Source organism: Dyadobacter subterraneus (assembly GCF_015221875.1).
In the GTDB taxonomy this organism is placed as follows: Bacteria; Bacteroidota; Bacteroidia; order Cytophagales; family Spirosomataceae; genus Dyadobacter; species Dyadobacter subterraneus.
Genome location: NZ_JACYGY010000001.1, coordinates 5,512,009 through 5,536,258 on the forward strand (window position 1 = coordinate 5,512,009; position 24,250 = coordinate 5,536,258).

Sequence of the window (24,250 nt, forward strand, 5' to 3'; positions counted from 1 at the left end):
CAAGAAAATGAACCCGTTATTTCTTCTTTCTCTGATGCTTCTTTCCTCTTTTTCTCAGTCCGGAAAAAGTCAGGAAAATAGTATTGCAGTCTCAGGGAAAGTGGGAAATATGGTTAAAGAAAAGATACGTGAGTTCACTGTTGTTGAGAACGATACGCTTCAATATACTTTAAAACTGAAATTCGACGACTCCGGAAAACCGCAGTATTTCTTCCGGAATATTTTCACGCCGGTTTGTTATACCAACGAATGCAAACCAGTGCACATTAATTTCTATTGGGATCTTTTGGGCAATTACGTGAGGTATGATCTGCCGGAAGGAAAAGTCCTCACCAAAGTTGATCACGAAGAATTCAAAGCGGAAGATTACGAAAAATTACAGGATATCCTGGCCAGGCAGAATTCCATTTTTGCCGATTTAAAAATGGAAGATCTTATTACAAAAGGTACGGATGACTTGTCTGATTCAGTGGACGCCAAAACCGGAGCTACTTTAAAAACAATTAAAAACGAAGTGATTGACGGAGCGGTTTACACCTGTTTTACACTTTGGAAAATTGCTTATGGAAAGGCTGTTCCGGAAATGCTGAAAATAACGGAATCTTATAAAAATGATAAAATGCTCCATGATTTCCTGGCTGACAAAAACTATCATTATCAGTACTGGGCCATGGAAAAAGTGATTAACAAAGATGGCCGCGTCTTAAAAACTTTTGAACCGGACATAGAAAAAATTATTGCCGGGAAAAATCTTTATACTGCCCGAACAGCATTGCAGAAAACAGAAAATGATTTTTTCTCAAAACCGCAAAAACAAAACTGGCTTTGGGAAACATTCCAATCAGCTTCCTATCCGATGCAGATCGCGATTTTGAAAAAACTTTCGACTATTCCTTTGAACCAAACCTTAACAGAAAATATCGCTAACGGGCTTGTTGCCTCAAACGATGAACAACGGAAATTGAAAATTGAATTATTGAAAAAGCAGAGCGGACTATCGGATAAAAGTCGAGAGATTTTAGATAAAGCGATGAATGACTAAAGTCTGGAAAGTAGAGATATCTGGCCACCCAAGGCTGAAGCCTTGGGTTAATGCAGTGCTAAAACTAAAAATAGCAAATTCAGCGATTTGCAGTTCCATATCCAAAGTTTAAAAATCGGAAGAACTAATCCTCGGCGAAAGACTTCGATTTGAAATTTTAAACAACCAAAACATGGATCATAGAAATTCAGAAACCGGATTTTGAAGTTAATAAGCAAAAATCCACCACTAAGGTTTCAACCTTGGAAAGCACTAACCCAGGGCTTCAGCCTTGGGTCGAATGAGCGACCAACCATCCCGGATTCAGGGTTTTAACCCTGAATCCTATGGAACAAACCAATATAAAGATGAAAAACTATCTAACACTATTCCTTCTAATATTCACATTGCAGCTTTCTGCGCAAAACCACGTTTTCGTAGAAACTGAATCCTTTGAAAACAAAGGCGGCTGGGTTATTGACCAGCAATCTTTTGTGGTTATGGGTTCGTCTTACCTGATGGCGCATGGCATGGGCCGACCAGTAAAAGATGCCTCAACAACCGTAAAATTCCCCAAAAAAGGAAAATACCATATCTGGGTTCGCACCAAAGACTGGGCACCATTTCCAAAAGGACCGGGAAAATTTCAGGTTTCTATTGATGGAAATCCGATTAAGCAAGTTTTTGGAGAAAGCGGTTCTGATGAGTGGAAGTGGTACGATGCGGGCGAAACTGAAATAAAAACGGAAACAATCAAATTATCCATGAAAGATCTGACCGGTTTTAATGGCCGCTGCGATGCGATTTTGTTCACAGATGCTCCAAAATTCACCCCACCTAATAAACTGGAAGAACTAACCGCCTTCCGCAAAAAACTTTTAAATCTGCCTGGTGCACCGGTATCCGCCGGACATTTTGATATGGTCGTTGTTGGTGGCGGTGTAGCTGGAACCTGTGCCGCTATTTCAGCTTCAAGAATGGGGTTGAAAGTTGCGTTAATCCAGGATCGGCCAGTTTTGGGTGGTAATAACAGTTCGGAAATACGTGTGCATTTGATGGGTGATGTTGATAAAAATTACTATCCCAAACTTGGTAGGATTGTAAGAGAAATGGACAATGGAGATCCGGGAAACGGAAATCCTGATGCAAAAGAATATGGCGACGCAAGAAAAACTTCTATTGTAAAAGCCGAAAAAAACATCTCGCTTTTCCTGAATACTTATGTGGATAAAGTTGAAAAACAAAACGACATTATTACGGCGGTTGTAGGAAGAGACATTATTACCAATAAAGAAACCCGTTTCGAAGGCTCCTTCTTTTCAGACTGTACCGGCGACGGAACCATCGGATATCTGGCCGGAGCAGAATTTAGAATGGGAAGAGAAAGCAAAGCGGAAACAGGCGAATCACTGGCTGCCGAGAAACCGGATAATTTTACTTTGGGAACTTCAAATCTTTGGGCTTCATTACCACGTGATACCGTTACAACTTTTCCTGAAACGCCCTGGGCACTGCAATTTTCAGACGAGTACCACATCGATAATACCAAGGCCGACTGGGAATGGGAAACTGGTTTTGGAAACTTCAACACCATCACGGATGCCGAAAAAATTCGAGACCATAACCTGCGTGCGATTTATGGAAACTGGTCGTATCTGAAAAATCACAAATCACAAAAATATGCAAAACAGGAGCTTGCCTGGGTAGCTTATATTGGAGGAAAAAGAGAGTCGCGCAGAATCATCGGTGATCATATTTTAAACCAGATGGATATTCAGGAAGGCAAACAGTATCCGGATGGATCTGTTACGGCTACCTGGACAATTGATCTTCATTTTCCAGATGCAAAAAACAGCAAATATTTTGAAGGACAGGAGTTTTTCGCAGGAACCAAACATATCAAGGTAGCTCCTTACACCATTCCATACCGCTGCCTTTATTCCAAAAATATCCAGAATCTTTTCGTTGCCGGAAGAAATATCAGTACTACACACGTAGCTTTTGGCAGCACAAGAGTGATGAGAACTTGTGGTATGATGGGCGAAGTTGTAGGTTTTGCCGCTTATTTGACCACAAAATATAAGACTACACCAAGAGGCGTTTACCAGGATCACCTACCCGAATTGATGGGAATTTTAAAAGGAGAAACCATAGAGGCTCAGCCGTAATATTTCTATCTATTAGCCATGACCAAAATCACCGGATTTCTTCTTTTTATCATTTCATATTTGCTATCGTCAAAATTGGCGGTGGCAAATCGTTATGATATTCCGATGATTTCAATTCAGGGAGAAGCGCAGGGAACGACTTATCACATTAAATATTTTGATAAAAAACAGCGAAATCTGAAAATTGCTATAGATTCTATTTTACTTGATTTTGATAAATGTTTATCACTATACCGGTCAGATTCCGAGCTTTCGGATTTTAATAAATCTACTTTTCATCGATATAAATCACCTTACTTTTTCCCGGTCCTCAAAAAATCTAAGGAAGTTTTTGAGGCAACGAATGGTGCCTTTGATCCTACCATTTTGCCATTGGTTAACGCTTATGGTTTCGGTCCGACTAAAAATAAAAATCCTGAAAATGCGGACATTAATTCTTTGCTGAAACTCATTGGCTTCGAAAAAATTCTATTTGATTCCTACGCTGTAAGAAAGTCAAAACCTGAAATTCAGCTTGATTTTAATGGTATTGCGCAAGGATATTCGGTTGACATAATCAGTGATTTTCTGGTCGGACTTGATATTAACAGGTTTATGGTAGAGATCGGTGGAGAAATTCTTTGTAAAGGATATAAAGTCGATAATAAACCATGGGTTACAGGCATCGAAAATCCGTTGAAACCTGGTTCTCTTTTCTGTTCAGTTCAGCTTTCTGACCGCGCGATGACGACGGCCGGAAATTATCGAAACCATTTTGAAAAGGACGGACAAGTTTTCAATCATATTATCAATCCCAAAACCGGTTCAATGGAGCAGAGTTCTCTACTTAGCGTAACTGTTTTTGCCCAAGATGCCATCACAGCGGACGGATTTGACACTGCATTTTTCGTCATGGGTCTTGAAGAAACAAAACATTTTGTATCAAAAAACCCGAATCTCGATATATGTCTTTTGTATACCGACGATCATGGAAACTTAAAAACGTATCTGACAGACGGGATTAAAAACCTTATTAAAGAATTGTAATCAATTATGAAATATTATTTAACGATACTTTCCTGTTTTATTTTGATAAACGTTTTTGGCCAAGCACCGAAAATGTTATCTCTTGCCAATAAAAATATACAGATTATCTGGCAGAATACTTCGGAAGGTTATCACATTCAAAAGGTTTCCGTCAATAAAAACGGAAAGTGGATCTCCGATCTGGCTCCTTCCGGTGAATACACTTTGTTATTTTCCGAGACAAAACCCGCATCAGAATCCGCAGAAAATTTTGAAAAAATAACAGGCGGAAAATTCCCGGAAGACGCCTACCATTATCAGCAGGAACAATGGAAAGAAAGCACTACGGCCGTTTCGTTGAATACGGCGGGAAAGACGTACCATTTTTTTCCGTCCAAAGTAAAAATCATTGATAAAAATCATATTCAATTCACACAGGAAACGGAGGTTGCAATCATTATCGCCGACTGGAAACTGGATGAAAAGTATACTTCCGACATTCAGGTATCTCAAAAACTGATTCCAAAAAGAAAAGGATTTTTCTCTTTGGCAACACCAACCTTAGCGGTTTTGGAGAAGGAAAAAATAAGCTGGGTTTCTGTTCCGGGTTATTTTCAGGGAAATTTTATGCAGGAAAATTTTGCACTTGCTTATGCTTACGGTCACGGAATTCCGAATCGCCCGGTCATTTATCGTGAACGTTGTGCGAGTACTTTGAGTCCGCTCGTGAGCAGCAAAAATGGAATTACTTTATCTATTATTCCCGAACCTGGCCTGGCGCGCGATCCTTGGGAGAAGGATAAAATCACTCAGACCGACTGGTTTATCGGATTGTCGCACATGAACCGAAAATCGCAGTTATCTCCAACACTCTATTATCCGGTGTTAGGAGAGGAAAAATCGGAAAGAGAAATCGGTCAGGAACTAAGTTATGGGTTTCGGTACAGTTTGATTTCCGGCGATTGGTTTCAGGCGCTGAACCACGCCATTTATGATGTTTATAATTTTAAAGAAGGACTGGCGCTTCGTCAGAGTACCCAATCTTTATCAGATCGCATTGAAAAAATGCATCATTATTTGATCAACCCGAAAACTTCACTTTGGAATATCGAAGAATATAAAGGGAAACAAATTGGCGCTCAATCTTATCTAGGTGGTGTTGTGGGTTCGAATAAAGATGCCATGAAAAATTCAGATTATGGTGCCATGTGGATGCTGGCGCATGAAACCAAAGACCCCGAATTGAACCAGAAAGTATTACCGCCGGCAGAGAATTTCAAACTGGTTCAGCAAATAACCGACGATGGTTTTTTCAAAGGTGCAATTGAAGGACAATATTATCTGGCAAAAAGTAAAAAGTTTGTAGAGGAATGGGGTTCGGTCGTGGAACCAATCGGCCTGACTTATTACATCATGCTGGACATCGGCAATATGCTGCTTTTTGAACCTGATAATAAGGAATTAAAAGAAAGACTGAAATTGGGTGCCGAGAAATTGTTGAGCTGGCAAAAACCGGATGGAAGTTTCGCCGTTGCTTATGACCGGAAAACGGAAGAGGAGATATTCAAAGATATTAAAGACGTTCGTCCTACTTTTTACGGTTTGATCGTCGCTTACCGGATTTTAAAAGATGAAAAATATCTGAAAGCTGCACAAAAAGGCGCTGATTGGTTTATTAAAAATGCGGTTGAAACCGGTTCTTTTCTTGGTGTTTGTGGTGACGCGCGTTATGCGCCTGACTTCGCAACCGGACAATCTGCTCAGGCTTTGCTAGATCTTTTTGATATGACAAAAGATGAGCGTTATAAAAAAGCTGCCATAACATCAGCTAAAATTTATGTCAGTTCAATTTACACACACCCGATTCCTTCCAAAAATATCAAAATTGTTAATGGTGTTGAAAGAGAAGATTGGGAAATCAGTCAGGCTGGTTTGAGTTTTGAACATGGCGGAATATTTGGCTCAGCCACGCGTCACGGGCCTATTCAATTGGCCAGTCACGCCGGACTTTTTATCAGAATGTACAAAATCACCGGCGAACAGATTTTTGCTGATCTGGCAAGATCAGCCGCTATTGGCCGCGATGCTTTCGTCGATCCAAAAACCAGCGTCGCTTCCTATTACTGGCAATCCATGAACAAAGGTGCCGGTCCTTATCCGCATCACGCCTGGTGGCAAATCGGCTGGATTACAGATTATTTACTGTCCGAAACTGAACTGAGATCTGACGGAAAAGTCAGTTTTCCGAGAGGTTTTGTAACGCCGAAAGTTGGTCCGCACCAGACTTATGGCTTTGAACCCGGATCGGTTTATGGTGAAAAGTCAAATCTGGTAATCCGTGAAGGTTTTGTTCAAAATGACAAACCCATTGTAGATTATATTCTGGCAGAAAACGGTCAAAAAAATGTGGCTTATGTCATGCTGCTTAATGACCGCTCACAGCCAACATCAGGGAAAATTACTTTAAACCCGGAAAAATGGATTTCCGGGAAAAATATCTCGAAAATCCTAAATAAGAAATCTAATCAGACCATTACAGCATCCGACAATTCCTTTGCCTATAACATTCCGGGTTTTGGTATTGAAGTGATTGCTGTTCAGTTTGAATAAAAAATAGCTTAAAAAATTTACTTCACCTAACACTCCTGAACGCTTGAACTCACCCATTGATACCGCCGTCATTTTTATCTTTTCGGCCTTCGTTTTATTTATCGGAATGCTTTTCGTCCGGACGGGACGGAACATGAAATCCTTTTTTGCCGGAGGTGAATCCGTGCCCTGGTTTATAGGAGGACTTTCGTTATTTATGAGCTTTTTCTCTGCCGGCACTTTTGTCGCCTGGGGAGCTATTGCCTATAAATATGGCTGGGTTTCCGTGACAATCCAGTGGACCATGTGCATCGGCGCGCTGATCACAGGACTTTGGCTGGCTCCAAAATGGAAAGCAACAGGCGCATTAACTGCCGCTGAATTTGTAAAAGAAAGATTGGGACTGACGGTACAAAAAACGTTTATCTACATTTTTACGCTGGTTTCACTTTTTATTAAAGGCTCCGTTTTATATCCGGTCGCCAAACTGGTGAGCGTTTCACTTGGATTTCCATTGATTCCCAGCACCATTGTTTTGGGAATTATGATGATCGCTTACACAGCCGTTGGCGGATTGTGGGCAGTAATGGTTACTGATATTCTTCAATTTGTGATTTTGACGGCTGCCGTTTTTATCATTTTACCATTATCCTTAAATGCAGCAGGCGGCTGGGACGCGGTAACTACCAAAGCACCAGACGGTTTTTTCGAATTGTTAAACGGCGAATATACTTTCGGATTTATCATCGCTTTTACGCTTTATCACATTTGTTACATTGGAGGTAACTGGACTTTTGTACAACGTTACACTAGTGTCGACAGCGGAAAATCTGCCCGGAAAGTTTCTTTTCTTTTTGCAGGATTATACCTCATCAGCCCGATTATCTGGATGCTGCCTCCGATGATTTACCGGACCATTAATCCTGACCTGGTAGGTCTGGATACTGAAAACGCCTATTTGAAAGTTTGCCAGCTTGTTTTGCCCCCGGGTTTGATGGGACTGATGCTTACCGGCATGTATTTCTCAACTTCGGCCTCAGCCAATACAACCTTGAACGTCGTGTCAGCCGTTTTCACAAACGACATTTACAAAGGCATGATCAATCCGGGCGCTTCGGATAAAAAGCTGATGTCCATTGCACGATTATCGTCGCTTGTTTTTGGCATCGGGATGATCATTATCGCTTTACTCGTACCAGCTGCCGGTGGGATTGTGGAAGTGGTTTTAAGTATCGGCGCAGTTACTGGCGGACCACTTTTAGCGCCGGCACTTTGGGCTTTGTTTTCCAAAAAGCTAACCGGAAAAGCCACCCTCTGGATCACTGGTTCTACACTTTCGGTCAATTTACTTTTCAAAATTATTTTACCATTAACGGCAGGTTTTAAATTAAATCGTTCAGAAGAAATGCTTCTCGGGATTGGTTTGCCGATTATTTTACTGGCTATTAATGAATGGTTTGTAGCACGAAGAACTGCTACCAGTTCTGAATACGAAGTTTATCAGGCTGTGATGGCGCAGCGAAAATTTGATTATCTGGAAAGCTCGGAAGAAGAGAAAACGGAGGCGCGCAGACAAAATCAGTTTGGCTTACAGGTGATTGCCGGCGCACTTTCATTTACCGCTTTTTTGCTTTTTGTGTTAAGTGCTTTAACTACAATTGGCTCCACCTTAACAGCTGCCATAGCATTTGGGATTCTGTTAACAGCCATCATTCCATGGCGCGCGTCCCGAAAAATCAAACTCATTTCAGCAGAAACAAAAAATCAAATCCTTCACTCATAAACTTGCAACTCATCTATCATGATAATAAAGAAATCACTTTTTGTACTGACGTTATTATTTTTATCCGGTTCAATTTCCTTTGGTCAATATAAAATCAGTCAGCCTAACGCTATTCCACTGCATGGTGAATGGTCTTTCACACTGGATCCTGCTGAAATGGGACTGGCTGGAAAATGGTACGAATCGAAAATTGACGGGAATCGTTTTGACAAAGTAACGGTGCCTCATTGTTTTTCTGCCGATCTGCGCTATCAGTTTTACAACGGAACGGTTTGGTATCGAAAAACATTTCCATGGAAAACGACTTCCGGGAAACGTATCATTCTCCATTTCGACGCGGCTTATTACAAAACTAATATCTGGCTGAATGATCAGAAAGTTGGGGTACATGAAGGCGGATACACGCCATTCAGCTTTGATATAACAGATTTCCTGAAAGATGGCGACAATCTGCTGGCTGTTTCCGTAAACAATGATACCTGGAAAGTCGGAACAATTCCCGGCGCAAAAGACAACAACCGAATCAATGACGCTTTTATGGGATGGGTAAATTACGGCGGCTTGATTCGTCCGGTTTATTTAACTGTTGAACCGGAAGTTTATGCTGATAATATCAAGATTGAAAGCACACCGGATTTAATCAAAGGAACGGCTGTTTTGACTACAAAACTTAGAATCAAAAACGTTTCAAAACAAACGGTTTCCCCGAAAGTAAATTATGTCGTTCAATTCAAAGAGAAAGCGGTTGCACTGAATTGGAAAATTAAATCAACCAGCATTTCAGCCGGACAAACGGGAATTATCGAAGCGGAAACAAGCCTTTCTGCGGCGCAGGTTAAACTTTGGAATCTGGATGATCCGAACTTATATCATCTTACTGCAATCATCGGTTCGGATACAATTTCCTCAAATTTTGGTATCAGAAAAGTCGAGATCAAAAATGCGCAATTATTACTGAACGGAAAATCACTTCGGTTAGGCGGAGGAAATCGTGTTGTCGATTATCCGGGTTTAGGCTCGATGGAACCAGATTGGCTGGTGGAAAAAGATTTTCGTTTGATGAAGGAAGCAGGAATGGAATTTCAACGGTTAACGCACTATACTCCCTCTAAATATTTCTATGAACTGGCCGATAAATATGGAATGCTGATTATTTCCGAAGCCGGAAACTGGCAGCTGACACCCCGCCAAATGGACAACGACAGCATGCGTACCAAATTCCGTTCGCAGTTCCGGGAAATGGTGGAACGAGATTGGAATCATCCGAGCATTATTGCTTACAGCGTTGGGAATGAGTATGAATCAAAATCGCAGGCCGGACTAAAATGGACCAAGGATATGATCGTGAATGCGCGTGAACTTGACCCAACACGGCTGTACACTTTCGCCAGTATGTTCTTAAATACGTTCCCTGAAAAACCGGAAGATGAGGCCAGTCAGTATGTCGATTTCATTTCTTCGAATACCTATGGAAACCATGCCAAAGTCCTGGACCATATCCACAAATTATATCCTGAGAAACCGATCCTGATTAGTGAATGGGGAACGAGAGCTGATGATAAGGGTGGCGAAATTGGTCAGGCGCAACATGTGCGTGATGTAATTGCGGAGGTAAGAAAAAGGCCCTATGTGATTGGGACTTCCTGGTGGACTTACAACGATTATCAAAGTCGCTATCACGGCACAAATGCCAACGGATATCGTCCCTGGGGAATTGTTGGCCCGGATCGCTCACTGAGGCCTGCCTACAAATCCTATCAGGATGAAATGTCGCCGGTTTTAATTGAAAAAGTGAGTTTTAAATCCGGTGAACAGGGTTCGCATCAGCTTGTTCTTAAACTGACTGCACGTAATGATTTTCCTTCTTATGCCATTCGCGGTTATTCGCTAAAAACGGCAAATGGCAGCTATGTCATTCCTGATCTTAATCCTGGTGAGAGTAAAGAATTCACAATTCCGCTAAATGGTTTTGACAAAAAAATATCGCTAACTCTCATGAAGCCAACGGGATACTCCGCCGGAATTAAAGAAATCGAACTAAAATAATTAAAAATATAAATACGACTGGGAAATATTAATTCTTCGCTGAGTCCCCACCCTAACGCTATTAACTAATGATAAAAGAAGAATTCATCTACAAAAGATCACCAAAAACCATATCTCTTGAAGCAGATTTAGTAATCGTCGGAGGTGGATTGACGGGAACCTGCGCGGCGATCACTGGGGCACGGACAGGAATGAAAGTAATTGTTGTTCAGGACAGACCGGTTTTGGGCGGAAATGCGTCAAGTGAAGTCCGGTTGTGGGTTTTGGGCGCAACCTCACATATGGGAAACAATAACCGCTGGGCACGGGAAGGTGGCGTAATCAATGAAATTATGCTGGAAAATATCCACCGGAACCCTGATGGAAATCCGTTGATTTTTGATACCGTTTTGCTGGAAAAAGTGGTTGAAGAAAAGAATATCACTTTGTTATTAAACACGGCCGTTTTCGACCTTGACAAATCTGCGGAAGATACGATTTCGGCTGTCCACGCTTTTTGCAGTCAGAATAGTACGCAATACAAAATCAGCGCTCCTTTGTTCTGTGATGCCTCCGGTGACGGAATTGTTGCCTTTCTGGCAGGGGCGGCATTTCGTATGGGTGCAGAATCTCAGGAAGAGTTTGGTGAAAAATTCGCCCCGGATAAAGCATATGGTGAGCTGCTTGGACATTCGATGTATTTTTATTCGAAAGATGTTGGCAGACCAGTGAAATTTACGCCGCCGTCTTTTGCTTTGCAGGATATTACGCAGATTCCGCGTTATAAAACATTCAATCCAAAAGATTTCGGTTGTCGGCTGTGGTGGCTGGAATATGGCGGACGACTTGACACCGTTCACGATACGGAAACAATTAAGTGGGAATTATGGAAAGTAGTTTACGGCGCCTGGAATTATATTAAAAATTCCGGTCTGTTCCCCGAAGCTGAAACGATGACATTGGAGTGGGTCGGTACTATTCCCGGAAAACGGGAAAGCCGCCGTTTTGAAGGCGATTATATGCTTAAACAGCAGGATATTGTTGAACAAAAACAATTCGAAGATACAGTAGCTTTTGGTGGTTGGAGCATCGACTTGCATCCGGCGGATGGAATTTACAGTGATCAGGCAGGTTGTAATCAATGGCATGGAAAGGGTGTTTTCAGTATTCCCTACCGCAGTTATTACAGTAAAAACATCAATAACCTATTTATTGCAGGGCGGATTATCAGTACAACACACGTGGCTTTTGCGTCCACACGGGTAATGGCTACAAGCGCGCATGGCGGACAAGCTGTTGCAATTGCTGCTTCTTTGGCAAAAAAATATGGTATTTCACCAAGAGAAGTCGGAACACTTCATTTGGACGAATTGCAGCGTGAATTGATCAAATCGGGCCAGTATATTCCACATTTGAAATTGTCAGATCAGGAAGATCTGGTTCAAAAAGCAATAAACATTCAGGCGAGTTCAACGTTAAAATTGAAAGAAATTCCGGGTGCTGATTATTGGGTGGCCATTAATCATTCGGTTGGACAAATGCTGCCGGTTTCTATGGGTAAAATGCCTTCCGTTACGGTTTGGCTTGATGCTGAAGAAGAAACAGAGTTGACCGTTGAATTACGAAGAAGCAGCAAATCTTACAATCATACACCCGATATTACACTTGAAACAAAATCCGTTTCTTTGAAAAAAGGAAGGCAGGAAATTACATTGGAGTGGAATGCAGAATTTGATGATGCCTGTTATGCTTTTGTTTGTTTCATGAAAAATGAACAAGTCAAAATTCAGTATAGCGAGACAAGAATTTCGGGAATCGTGACGGTTTTTAACGCAACAAATCCCGCTGTTTCTAATTATGGCAAACAGGAACCGACGGAAGATATCGGCGTAGATACATTCGAATTCTGGTGTCCACAGCGCAGACCAGAAGGACGAAATATTGCCATGAATTTGGGTACTGAAATTAATCTTTTTAAACCTGAAAATTTGAGAAATGGTTTGCAACGTCCAATCGCCAGTCCGAATGCCTGGGTTGCAGATTACGATGACAGAAAACCAACAATTAATTTAGCATGGGCAGAAGAAACAAAAATTTCTTCTATTGAATTTGTCTTTGACGCAGATTACGACCACCCGATGGAAAATGTAATTTTCCTCCACCCCGAAACCGTGATGCCGTTTTGTGTGACGGAGGTAAAGGTTTATGATGACAAAATTGAACTCGTCGGATCGATTGAAAATAATCATCAGAATAGAAGAAAGATTACACTGAGCGAACCAGTTTCAACGCAAAACCTCACAATTGAACTGGCAAATTCGAACGAAAATACGCCTGTTTCGCTGTTTGAAATCCGGTGTTATTGAGTCTTAATTTTTAATGTATAATCGTTTTAAAAAAGACGGATCTTCGGGTTCGTCTTTTTTTATTCTTTGAAAGCTAATATTTTGATACTAAATTTGCACCTCATTTAGCAAACATTAGTTTGCTATTTTATTAATACTTTACTCTATCATAATACTATACTAGATAGACTTTGAAGGACGCGTCAGAATCATTGCCCTCATCAGAAGTTAAGGAGCCAGTTAATTGGGAATCCCTGGAAGTCGCTTATATCGCAAGCGGTGATCCTCAGGAAGATCGCCGTTTGGCAGCTATCGCAAGAGAGCAGGGAAAAGTTGTTTTTTTACCTAATTTGCCGGAGGAATCCGATTCTCGTTTCAATAAGGCTGCACAAAAGGCTGAACAGCAAAACGCCGCTTTTGACGCAACTAAAAATAATCCAAAATCAGCACTTTCCTGGGATACTATTCAGAACAAAATCTGGGCTGCCACTTTGCGCAAAAGAAGCCGGACAGAAATTGGTATGAACTTGTTTGCAGCCATCGCTTTGATGATTGTCGGGCATTTGGTGTTCACCTACATTACTTATGACAGACTTTCCGTTCTCTGGGATGATCTTGAATTGAACGAAAGCTTTTTCTATTACATTCTTGGTGGTTTTATAGCGCAAATGATTGATGGTGCGCTCGGAATGGCTTATGGCGTAACATCTGCTACTTTTCTGCTTACACTAGGCGTTCCTCCTTCTGCGGTTAGTGCCAGTGTGCATGCTTCTGAAATATTCACCAGCGGCGTTTCTGGGTATATGCACCTTAAATTTGGAAACGTAAACAGCAAGTTATTCAAGAAAATATTGATTCCGGGTGTGATAGGCGCGATATCGGGTGCTTATCTTTTGACATCACTTGAAAAATATATTTATATCATTAAACCGTTAGTAGCTGTTTATACCCTTGTTCTGGGAATTCTTATCATCCAGAAAGCGTTAAAGAAACGGATTGAAAAACGACCAATCAGACAAATCGGATGGCTTGCATTTGCGGGCGGATCGTTGGATTCCATCGGCGGTGGTGGCTGGGGACCTATTGTAACGTCAACATTGATCGCAAGAGGCCGTCACCCAAAATATACCATTGGATCGGTGAATCTGGCGGAGTTTTTCGTATCCCTGGCAAGTTCAGTTACCTTTATAACGCTGATCGGTTTTTCCCACTGGCAGGTTGTTTTGGGATTGATTTTGGGAGGAATGGTAGCAGCACCGATCGCAGCAAACCTTTCCAGAAAATTGCCAATAAAAACAATGATGATTATGGTTGGAACAATCGTCATCATCGTGAGTTTGAGAATAATTTATATGGTTCTTTTTTAGTTTAGCTAATAGCTATTGGCCGCGCAGCGGACCGCTTTTAGCTTGACCCGGAAAATTAGAATTTGATATAAAAGAGAGTCTCAATACTCTCGACAAATATGAAGTATTTATTATGAGCTAAACGCTAACAGCTAATAGCCAATACCTAGTGACCTATGAAAAAGCAGACCAAAGCGATACGTACCCAGACAAAGAAAACACAGTACCGTGAGCATTCTACGCCTTTATTTTTGACAAGCAGCTTTACTTTTGAAAGTGCTGAGCAAGGAAAAGCGCTCTTTGAAGAAACGGAAGAAGGAAATATTTACAGTCGTTTTTCGAACCCATCAGTTCAGGAATTTATAGACAAAGTTTGTCTTCTTGAAGACTGTGAAGATGGCGTTGCAACGGCTACGGGTATGGCTGCGGTTTTTGCCAGTATGGCTGCATTATTGAAAAGCGGTGACCACATTTTGGCAAGTCGCGCTTTGTTCGGTTCTGCACATCAGATCATTACGCAAATTATCAGCAAGTGGGGTATCACATATACTTATCTTGACGCAGACGCAAGTGAGGCAGATTGGGAAGCTGCGGTAACACCAGATACGCGCATGGTTTACCTTGAAACGCCATCAAATCCAGGATTGGATCTTGTAGATCTTGAAATGATCGGGAAACTTTGCAAAAAGCATAATCTGATTTTTAATGTCGATAACTGTTTCGCTTCTCCGGCATTGCAAAATCCGGTTGACTTCGGAGCGGATCTGGTTGTGCATTCGGCTACTAAATACATGGATGGACAAGGCCGTGTTTTAGGTGGTATTGTGGTTGGAAAAGAAGAATATATCAAACATGTTCGCTTTTTCTGTCGTCACACCGGACCGTCTATGTCTCCATTCAATGCCTGGGTATTGAGCAAAAGTCTTGAAACGTTGAATTTGAGAATGGAAAAACATTGCTCAAACGCGTTGGCGCTGGCTTCGGCTCTGGAAAAACATCCGGATGTAAAACTGGTTAAATATCCATTTTTGGCATCTCACCCTCAGCATGACCTTGCCAAGTCGCAGATGAAAGCTGGAGGAGCGATCGTAACGATAGAACTTGAAGGTGGTTTTGAAAGAGTTTCTGCATTTATGGATGCACTGGAAATTGCTTCTCTTTCTTCAAATCTTGGTGATACGAGAACAATTGTTACCAATCCGTTCACGACAACACATGCGAAACTGAAAGCAGACGAAAAACTGGCTTTGGGCATTACGGAAGGCTTAATCCGTATTTCCGTTGGTTTGGAAGATATCGAAGACCTGATCGAGGATTTCACAAATGCTGTGGAAGTGTCGGTCAAAAGTGATATATTAGAGTAAAAATCAATAGATTAAATTGGTCGCAATATGAAAACACTAACCATCAATTTGCCGGAAGATTTCGAGAAGGAGAAGGTATTGCTTTCAATCGCCGGCCAACTTTATCAACAAGGAGCACTCTCCGCAAAACAGGCAACTGATTTAGCCGGTGTTACGATGAACGAATTAGTTTACAGTACACTTTCGGATGATGATCCTTTGAAATCTATGATTAGTAATCCAGAAGATAAAAATTTGTCATTTGAAGACAGAGTTAAAAAACTGAAAAGTAAACAGGAATATAAAGGCTTAAATAAAGAAAGACTGGAAGCTTTGAGAGATGCTATTGATATTCAGGAGCCACTTGAAGTTCTTCTTTCGCAATTGACAAAATGAGATATGTCCTGGATACTAATGTCATCCTGGCATATTTGAGAAAACATTCAATCTGGGATTTAATTGAATTGCAGATTGGAATATTTGAAATAGATTCAAATGTATATATTCCAGCAGTCGTAATAGGAGAATTAAGATCGCTTGCTATTCAAAATAATTGGGGATTTAATAAGAGAAGCGAGCTGCAAATGTTCATAAAAGAATTTATGATAATCGATTTCATAACAGAGGAAATTATAAATTCTTACGCAGAAATAGACGCTTTCAGCCAGGGAAGACTTGAAGAAAAGCCACTTACAGGTTCTTCCAGAAATATGGGTAAAAACGATTTATGGATTGCAGCGACGGCCAGTGTTTTAAATGCAACATTGATAACAACAGATCAAGATTTTCAACATTTGCATACTCACTTTTTGGAAGTTGCATATTTTGATATAAAATAAATAGATAACACAGAGTTTCACAGAGAAAAGTCAGAGACCCACAGAGAATATAATAAAAAACTCTGTGCCCCTCCTTTTTAACTCCATCTTCCTCTGTGTAACAATATGAGAAGCAATACAAGGCGAATCACCATGAACACAAACATAGACGCATTAACCGCCGCCCTTGAAGGCAAAAGCGAAATTGAATCGCTGGCTATTCTGGCAGATCTTTTTCCGGGTCAGGTCGTATTTTCTACGAGTCTTGGTTATGAAGATCAGGTTATTACAGATTTTATTTTAAAGAATAATCTGGATATCAGCATTTTCACGTTGGATACCGGAAGAATGTTTAATGAAACGTACATGACGCTTCAAAAAACAAACAACCGGTATGATACCAAAATAAAAGTTTATTATCCTCAAACCAGTGCCGCGGAAGAATTGGTAAGTACCAAAGGTCCTTTGAGTTTTTACGATTCTGTTGAAAACCGTAAAGAATGCTGCTTTATCCGTAAGGTTGAACCTTTGAACAGAGCTCTGAAAGGAGCAAAAATCTGGGTTACCGGTATCCGGGCAGAACAGTCAGGAAATCGTCAGGCTATGCACAAGCTGGAAATCGACGAAGCGCACGATCTGATCAAATTCCACCCGATTCTGGATTGGAATTTTGAAGAAGTAAAAACTTATGTAAAATCGAATGGCATTCCTTATAATCCTTTGCATGACAAAGGTTTTGTAAGTATCGGCTGCGCGCCTTGTACACGTGCTATTCAGGAAGGCGAAGATTTCCGTGCCGGACGCTGGTGGTGGGAAGATGAGTCGAAGAAAGAATGTGGTTTGCACGCGAAGTAATAAAAGCATCCCAATGCTACGTAAATAAAGAAGAAGTATTAAATGTCTAATGAAGTAAGTATGTCAATTTCAGTAAAAGAGGCGTCGGATCTTAGCGACCAAGGAAATATTGACCGTAGAAAACCGGACTACCTGGATCAGCTAGAGGCAGAGGCGATTTACATTATGCGTGAAGTGGCTGGTCAGTTTGAACGTCCGGCGTTACTATTTTCAGGAGGAAAAGATTCAATAACCCTGGTTCGTCTTGCTCAGAAAGCATTTGCTCCGGGTAAAATTCCATTTCCGTTAGTTCATATTGATACGGGCCATAACTTCGTGGAGGCTACGGATTACCGTGATATGCTTGCTGAAAAAACAGGTTCAAAACTGATTGTTCGTTATGTTGAAGATACCATCAAAGCGAAAAATCTGAAAGAACCGACGGGTAAAAACGCTAGCCGTAACTGGTTGCAGACTTTCACTTTACTAGACACGATTGAAGAATTCGGATTTGATGCCTGCATCGGTGGTGCGCGTCGTGATGAAGAAAAAGCACGTGCAAAAGAGCGTATTTTCTCATTCCGTGACGAGTTCGGTCAGTGGGATCCAAAACGTCAGAGACCTGAGCTTTGGAATCTTTTCAACGGACGCATTCATAAAGGCGAAAATGTACGTGTTTTCCCAATTTCCAACTGGACTGAATTAGACGTTTGGGCATATCTTCAAAGAGAAGGAATTACACTTCCAAGCATTTATTTCGCTCACGAACGTGAGTGTATTCTACGCGACGGACGTTTGTTATACAATACGCCGGTTATAGAAAAAGATCCGGACGATCAGATTGTAACCAGACAAGTGCGTTTCCGTACGGTGGGCGATATGACTTGTACTGCTGCTGTGGAATCAAGCGCTGCAACATTAGAAGAAGTGATTGCTGAAATTACAGTTTCAAGAATCAGCGAACGCGGCGAAACCCGCATCGACGATCAGCAAACCGAAGCTGCAATGGAAGACCGTAAAAAAGGAGGATATTTCTAACAATGAGAAACTGACAGAAAGCTTGCTATGAGCCCATTCAATCACTCTCTCATTCACAAATTCGAAATTAAAAAAAGGTGGATTTACTAAGATTTATAACAGCAGGTTCCGTAGACGACGGTAAAAGTACGTTGATCGGGCGTTTGCTTTTTGATACAAAAAATATTCTGGCAGATCAGATGGAAGCCATCGAACGCGCCAGCAAAAGCCGTAACGACGGTGAAATTGATCTTGCTCTTTTGACGGACGGACTTCGCTCTGAACGTGAACAAGGAATTACAATTGACGTAGCTTATAAATATTTCCAGACACCAAACCGTAAATTTATATCAATCGATGCACCGGGACATATTCAGTATACCCGTAACATGGTAACTGGTGCGTCAAATGCGGATCTTGCAATTATTTTGGTTGATGCGCGTCACGGTGTTGCAGAGCAAACACGCCGTCACTCGCTGATTGCTTCTATGTTAGGAATTCCTCACGTGGTTGTGGCGATCAATAAAATGGATTTGGTAGGAAATTCCGAAGATGCGTTTTTGGAAATTGCAAAAACATACCAGGATCTTGCTCAGAAATTGAACATTAAAGATTTGACAATTATCCCGGTTAGCGCGCTGAACGGAGATAATATCGTTGACCGGTCTAAAAACATGCCCTGGTATACAGGCGAAACGTTGTTGTCAGTTCTTGAAAACGTAAATGTTTTAAAAGACAAAAACACGACAGACGGACGCTTCTCAGTGCAGTATGTAATCCGCCCTCAGACTGAGGAACTGCATGATTACCGTGGTTATGCCGGTCGTTTACAAAGTGGTTCTTTGAGAAAAGGTGAAGCTGTTAAAATTTTGCCTTCGGGAACAGAATCCAAAATCGCAAGAATTGAATTTGGTGGACAGGAAATTATCGAAGCGGGTGTTTTTGAATCAGTTACCATTCTTTTGGAAGACGATGTGGACATCAGTCGTGGAGACATGATCGTTTCGGTTGACAATTCACCAATCGTGAGTCAGGATGTGGAAGCGCTGGTTTGCTGGATGGACGACCGCAAGACCTTGAAAGCTGGTGATAAATATCTTCTTCAGCACGGAACTGCAAGAACAAAATGTTCTGTTAGAAGTATAGAATATCAGATCGATATCAACTCTTACGAAAAACTGGATGAGGTTGAAAGTTTGAAATTAAATGATGTCGCAAGAATTGTTTTGAGAACAGCACAACCGATCGCTTACGACCCATATCAGCAAAACAGAGCCAATGGCGCTGCTATTTTGATTGACGAAACGTCGAATGTTACCGTAGGCGCTTGTATGGTTGAATAAAAGGAGCAGATTAACCGCACCTTTTTTCCCATTATAAAGTTAATATACTATTCCGATAGGTTATAAGAATACATCACCATGAATAATTTAGTAATTTCAGACAAAGTATCACCCGTAGCAAAACGTGATATTGTTGATTTACAAAACAAAATCAACGCATTTAACACGGGTGAAACGCCGGAAGAAGCTTTTCGTAAGTTTCGTCTGACGCGCGGTGTATACGGTCAGCGTCAGCCAGGCGTGCAGATGATCCGTATCAAACTGCCTTATGGACGTATCACGGCGGATCAGCTTGTTCGCATAGCAGATACTTCCGACAAATTTGCTACTGGAAATTTGCATGCAACAACCCGTCAGGATATTCAGCTGCACTTTGTAAAACTTTCAGATTCTCCACAATTATGGGCAGATCTGGAAGACGCCGGAATTACTCTAAAAGAAGCATGTGGAAATACAATCCGTAATGTAACAGCTTCGTCGGTGGCAGGTATTGATCCAGACGAACCTTTTGATGTTACACCGATAACACATTCGATTTTTACTTACTTCCTTCGCAATCCTATTAATCAGGATATGGGACGGAAATTCAAAATAGCGGTTTCTTCTTCCGAAAAAGATTCTGCCCTGGCGTTTATTCACGATGTTGGCCTTATCGCCAAAATGGGAACAAACGAAGCTGGCGAAGAAGTGAAAGGTTTCAAAGTTCTGATTGGCGGAGGTTTAGGCGCGCAGCCTTTCTCGGCACAAACTGCTTTCGAATTCCTTGAAGAAAAAGATGTTATTCCTTTCATAGAAGCTTTGCTTCGTGTTTTTGACCGTTACGGAGAACGTGTTCGCCGCCATAAAGCGCGTATGAAATTCCTTTTGAACGATCTTGGATTGGAAGGAATGATGGCGAAGGTGGAAGAAGAACGCACTGCCGTAAAAAACAAGGTTTTCCAGATTCCTGCCGATTTATTTGGTACGAACGAGGCGGAATCTATCAACCACGCTCCTCGCCCATCGTTGAGCGAAGAAGAAATTTTGAAAATTGCTTCTGAAAGTGTTTCAGACATTTCCGAATTTACAAAATGGTTGAAAACCAATACTTTTGAACAAAAACAAAAAGGCTGGTACGCCGTTCAGTTACGTGTATTGCTGGGTGATATGAGCTCGGATACAGCACGTTCACTGGCAAATATCGTTCGTCAATATGCGGCTGACGATATTCGTGTAACAGTTAACCAGGGATATATTCTTCGTTTTATTAAAGGCGAAGATCTGGCAGCAATTTATAATGAACTTGCGAAATTAGGATTGGTTAATCCTGGTTTTGACAGTACCATGGATATCACAACCTGCCCGGGTACAGATACTTGTAATCTTGCCATCACAAGCAGTTACGGAATCACCCGTGTTCTGGAAGATGTGATGAAGGATGAATTTCCTGAAATGATTTACAACCAGGATATCAAGATCAAAATTAGCGGTTGTATGAATGGTTGCGGCCAGCATAATGCTTCTAATATTGGTTTCCACGGAAGTTCTATTAAAAATGGAAAACTGGTTTTACCAGCTTTGCAGGTTTTGCTAGGCGGTGGTTTTTCTGGCGACGGAATTGGTTTGATTGGCGATAAAGTGATCAAAGTCCCAGCAAAACGCGGACCGGAAGCACTTCGTACGATCTTCAACGATTACGAATCAAACGCATACGACGGAGAATATTTCAACCAGTATTATACCCGTCAAACTAAGAATTACTTCTTCCAGCTTTTGAAACCGATCGCAGATCTTTCTACGATTCAGGAAGATGATTACCGCGACTGGGATCATGATGAAATATTCAAAACTGAAATTGGAGTTGGAGAATGTGCCAGCGTTTTGGTGGATTTAGTAGCTACTACAATTACAGAAGGACAGGAAAAGTTAAATCTTGCCAAAGAAAACTACGAATTGAAAATCTGGGCTGATGCGATTTATCATGCTTATAACGTTTTGATCACAGGTGCAAAAGGATTGTTGATGACCAAAGATGTGAGTACGAATACACAATACGGCATCATCAACGATTTCGAAAGTAACTTTGGAAAAGAATTCAAATATGAAATTCCGGCTGAATATGTTCTTCCGGATTCAGAAGAAACTCCTTTCCGTTCTCTTGCTTTCAGTATCAACAAATTCGAACCAACAGAAGAATTTGCAACCTACTTTGTTAATACCGCAGAAGACTTTTTGAACTTTGTTCGTAATACACGTGGAGCGCAGTTGATGGAAACAGGTGAGCCTGTTTTGCAGGAGCTTTCGTTTGGCAAAGACTCATAATATTGTGGCTGTCGGCTATCGGCAGTCGGCTATCAATTGGTAGCTAACATGTAGTTTATTGAGAGAAGTCAACTTTGAAAAATTGACTTCTCTCAATAATAACTAATCTTCCCTATTCATCAATTTCCTTATAATTAAGGAATTCGTATTCACTAACCCACTGACAGCTGATCGCCGAAAGCCGACAGCCATTTCCTCATGAAACTTACATTAATCGGTGCCGGCCCTGGCGATCCTGATCTGATCACTTTAAAAGGAATTAAAGTATTACAAACTGCCAAAGTTGTGCTTTATGATGCGCTTGTGCATCCTGCAATCCTTGATCATTGTCCGGAAGATTGTTTGAAAATTCATGTTGGAAAACGTTTTGGAAAAGTAAGCTGCGGGCAGGATGAAATCAATAAACTGATTGTAGCTTCTGCCAGCGAATATGGCGAAGTTGTACGTTTGAAAGGCGGCGATTCTTTTATTTTTGGCCGTGGTTATGAAGAAATTGAATATGCAGCACAGCATGGAATCGAGTCGGAAGTAATTCCCGGCATTTCCAGTACTTATGCAGTTCCGGCTTTGGCAGGAATTCCTTTAACTTCACGCGGCGTGAGTGAAAGTTTCTGGGTTGTTACCGGAACGACAAAATCTCATGAATTATCGGCAGATCTTCCCTGGGCCGCACGCTCTTCGGCGACAGTAGTGATCCTGATGGGAACACACAAACTCGAAGAAATTATTAACATCTATACCGGGCTGGACAAATTTGACGAACCAATCGCTATCATTCAAAACGGTTCTTTACCTGAACAAAAAATTGTTTCAGGAACGATTGGAAATATTTTACCTCTGGCAAAAGAAGCAGAAATTAAATCCCCGGCAGTAATTGTTATCGGGAAAGTTGCAGCACTTCCTGGATTAACGTTTCAGAAAATTGAAGAAATGGTCAACAAGCAGATTTAATAAGAGATCGGTTTGTTGGTAATGTTTCTTACAAAATGAAGAAATAGATAACACCGGCAAGTACAAGGTAGCTTACAAAAAGCCATTTTTTCTTATACTCATACGCTTCACGGTTGTGGAAATAATCAAAAACCATAGAAGCTGAAAATCCTACCACCATCAATACAACGGAAAATACTCCGCAATCCAAACGGTAATGTTTGTACGCATGCAGCGCAGGCGCGCCAAGTGCCAGATACATCAGCCACATACAGAATCCCATTCGATACAGATATACGCTGAGGCGCCGATCATTCTTTATGTCAAATAAGCTTTCTAACACAGTGATACGTATTTGATTGACATAGTGAAGCTAACCATTTTTAAAAACAAATGCTAATTTTTTATACACCTACGTTATATGTAATATTGTAAAAAATTAATATATGAATAAAATAGTTGCAAAAATTTCAATTTTCTTTCTTGATTCCATTGCCGGCCTCTCCTGGAAAAACATATTCAGAGTATCCACCGCGCTTAGCTGGTTGCTTTTTGATGTAGTTGGATACCGAAAAAAAGTAATTTTTGAAAATTTAAGAAATAGTTTTCCCGACAAATCGCCGGAAGAAATTGAAGTTATTTCCCGCAACTTTTACATTCATTTTACTGATCTCATTCTAGAAACTTTAAAGTTCAGAACCGCGTCTCCGAAAGTGATTCGAGAACGGCTGGAAGGCGATCTTACGATCGTCAATAATTTATATGCACAAAACAAGAGTGCCATCTTTCTTATGGGCCACCGGGGAAACTGGGAGCTTGCGAATTTATTTTCTTCGCTTCAATTTTCCCACGATTGCATCGTAGTGTATCGCCCTTTGCAAAATAAAGTATTTGACAAGTGGTTTCTGGATTACCGGACCCGTTTTGGGGCGAAACTTGTTCCAATGGACAAAATATTTAAAGAGTTATTGACACCCAGAACAAAACCATTTGTAGTCGTTCTCGCAAATGATCAGTCTGCTAATCCGAAAACGGCCTTCTGGACAAAATTCCTGCATCAGGATACCGGAGTTTTTCGTGGTGTAGAAGCGATAGCACGAAAATTAAATCTTACTGTATTATATGCAGAATTCAGCAAAGTAGAGAACAAAAGGGGTTATTATCATGTTGACATAACAACGATAACCGACACGCCTAAGGAAGTTCCGGTCAACGGAATTTTGGAAAAGCAGATTCAGATATTGGAACAGGATATCCGTCTTCAGCCACACAACTGGCTTTGGAGCCACAGACGCTGGAAACATTGTAAACCTGAATGTCTGAAACCTGAACAGCTACTGAGTTTAGTACCCTGACGAAGTAAAATCCAAGTCAGTCCATTG

At 41.1% G+C, this 24,250-nt stretch carries 18 protein-coding genes; 17 read left to right on the forward strand and 1 reads right to left on the reverse strand.

The features are described 5' to 3' along the window. Positions 1-7: 7 nt before the first annotated feature. The 16 genes from IEE83_RS23080 to cobA all read left to right on the forward strand — a co-directional run bounded on the left by IEE83_RS23080 (position 8) and on the right by cobA (position 22,889). Positions 8-1,042, forward strand: coding sequence for a hypothetical protein (locus IEE83_RS23080; RefSeq protein WP_228101938.1), 1,035 nt, complete (start codon positions 8-10; stop codon positions 1,040-1,042). Between the two features lie 347 nt (positions 1,043-1,389). Then, positions 1,390-3,189: an FAD-dependent oxidoreductase gene (locus tag IEE83_RS23085; protein WP_194122838.1), complete on the forward strand. Its 1,800-nt coding sequence runs from the start codon at positions 1,390-1,392 to the stop codon at positions 3,187-3,189. Between the two features lie 18 nt (positions 3,190-3,207). Further along, positions 3,208-4,215 carry an FAD:protein FMN transferase gene (locus IEE83_RS23090; RefSeq protein ID WP_228101939.1) on the forward strand — a complete coding sequence of 336 codons (1,008 nt, stop codon included), beginning with the start codon at positions 3,208-3,210 and terminating at the stop codon, positions 4,213-4,215. A gap of 6 nt (positions 4,216-4,221) precedes the next feature. Then, on the forward strand, positions 4,222-6,804 hold the full coding sequence (locus IEE83_RS23095; protein WP_228101940.1) for a glycoside hydrolase family protein: 2,583 nt from the start codon (positions 4,222-4,224) through the stop codon (positions 6,802-6,804). A gap of 43 nt (positions 6,805-6,847) precedes the next feature. Further along, positions 6,848-8,566 carry a sodium:solute symporter family protein gene (locus IEE83_RS23100; protein ID WP_194122839.1) on the forward strand — a complete coding sequence of 573 codons (1,719 nt, stop codon included), beginning with the start codon at positions 6,848-6,850 and terminating at the stop codon, positions 8,564-8,566. Positions 8,567-8,584: 18 nt separating this feature from the next. Continuing rightward, on the forward strand, positions 8,585-10,612 hold the full coding sequence (locus IEE83_RS23105) for a glycoside hydrolase family 2 protein (protein WP_194122840.1): 2,028 nt from the start codon (positions 8,585-8,587) through the stop codon (positions 10,610-10,612). A gap of 68 nt (positions 10,613-10,680) precedes the next feature. Continuing rightward, positions 10,681-12,957, forward strand: a complete 2,277-nt coding sequence (locus IEE83_RS23110) for an FAD-dependent oxidoreductase (RefSeq protein WP_194122841.1) — start codon at positions 10,681-10,683, stop codon at positions 12,955-12,957. A gap of 170 nt (positions 12,958-13,127) precedes the next feature. Continuing rightward, positions 13,128-14,303 carry a sulfite exporter TauE/SafE family protein gene (locus IEE83_RS23115; RefSeq protein WP_194122842.1) on the forward strand — a complete coding sequence of 392 codons (1,176 nt, stop codon included), beginning with the start codon at positions 13,128-13,130 and terminating at the stop codon, positions 14,301-14,303. Between the two features lie 155 nt (positions 14,304-14,458). Then, positions 14,459-15,646, forward strand: coding sequence for a trans-sulfuration enzyme family protein (locus IEE83_RS23120; protein ID WP_194122843.1), 1,188 nt, complete (start codon positions 14,459-14,461; stop codon positions 15,644-15,646). Between the two features lie 27 nt (positions 15,647-15,673). Further along, positions 15,674-16,021: a hypothetical protein gene (locus IEE83_RS23125; RefSeq protein ID WP_194122844.1), complete on the forward strand. Its 348-nt coding sequence runs from the start codon at positions 15,674-15,676 to the stop codon at positions 16,019-16,021. Next, on the forward strand, positions 16,018-16,464 hold the full coding sequence (locus IEE83_RS23130; RefSeq protein WP_228101941.1) for a type II toxin-antitoxin system VapC family toxin: 447 nt from the start codon (positions 16,018-16,020) through the stop codon (positions 16,462-16,464). Before IEE83_RS23125 ends, IEE83_RS23130 begins: the two co-directional genes overlap by 4 nt. A gap of 105 nt (positions 16,465-16,569) precedes the next feature. Further along, positions 16,570-17,298 carry a phosphoadenylyl-sulfate reductase gene (locus IEE83_RS23135; protein ID WP_194122846.1) on the forward strand — a complete coding sequence of 243 codons (729 nt, stop codon included), beginning with the start codon at positions 16,570-16,572 and terminating at the stop codon, positions 17,296-17,298. Between the two features lie 60 nt (positions 17,299-17,358). Further along, positions 17,359-18,315 (forward strand): sulfate adenylyltransferase subunit CysD, encoded by a 957-nt coding sequence (gene cysD, locus IEE83_RS23140; RefSeq protein ID WP_090333866.1) that lies wholly within the window; start codon positions 17,359-17,361, stop codon positions 18,313-18,315. 77 nt (positions 18,316-18,392) lie between these two features. Further along, the gene (locus IEE83_RS23145; protein WP_194122847.1) at positions 18,393-19,637 is read left to right on the forward strand and encodes a sulfate adenylyltransferase subunit 1; all 1,245 of its coding nucleotides are present in this window, start codon (positions 18,393-18,395) and stop codon (positions 19,635-19,637) included. 78 nt (positions 19,638-19,715) lie between these two features. Next, on the forward strand, positions 19,716-21,938 hold the full coding sequence (locus IEE83_RS23150; protein WP_194122848.1) for a ferredoxin-like domain-containing protein: 2,223 nt from the start codon (positions 19,716-19,718) through the stop codon (positions 21,936-21,938). Between the two features lie 198 nt (positions 21,939-22,136). Next, complete coding sequence (gene cobA, locus IEE83_RS23155) at positions 22,137-22,889, forward strand: uroporphyrinogen-III C-methyltransferase (protein ID WP_194122849.1); 753 nt, start codon at positions 22,137-22,139, stop codon at positions 22,887-22,889. 28 nt (positions 22,890-22,917) lie between these two features. On the opposite strand, the gene IEE83_RS23160 is transcribed toward cobA, so the two are convergent. Then, positions 22,918-23,211, reverse strand: a complete 294-nt coding sequence (locus IEE83_RS23160; protein ID WP_194122850.1) for a hypothetical protein — start codon at positions 23,209-23,211, stop codon at positions 22,918-22,920. Positions 23,212-23,314: 103 nt separating this feature from the next. On the opposite strand from IEE83_RS23160, the gene IEE83_RS23165 reads away from it, so the two are divergent. After that, positions 23,315-24,223 (forward strand): lysophospholipid acyltransferase family protein, encoded by a 909-nt coding sequence (locus tag IEE83_RS23165; RefSeq protein WP_194122851.1) that lies wholly within the window; start codon positions 23,315-23,317, stop codon positions 24,221-24,223. Positions 24,224-24,250: the final 27 nt, after the last annotated feature.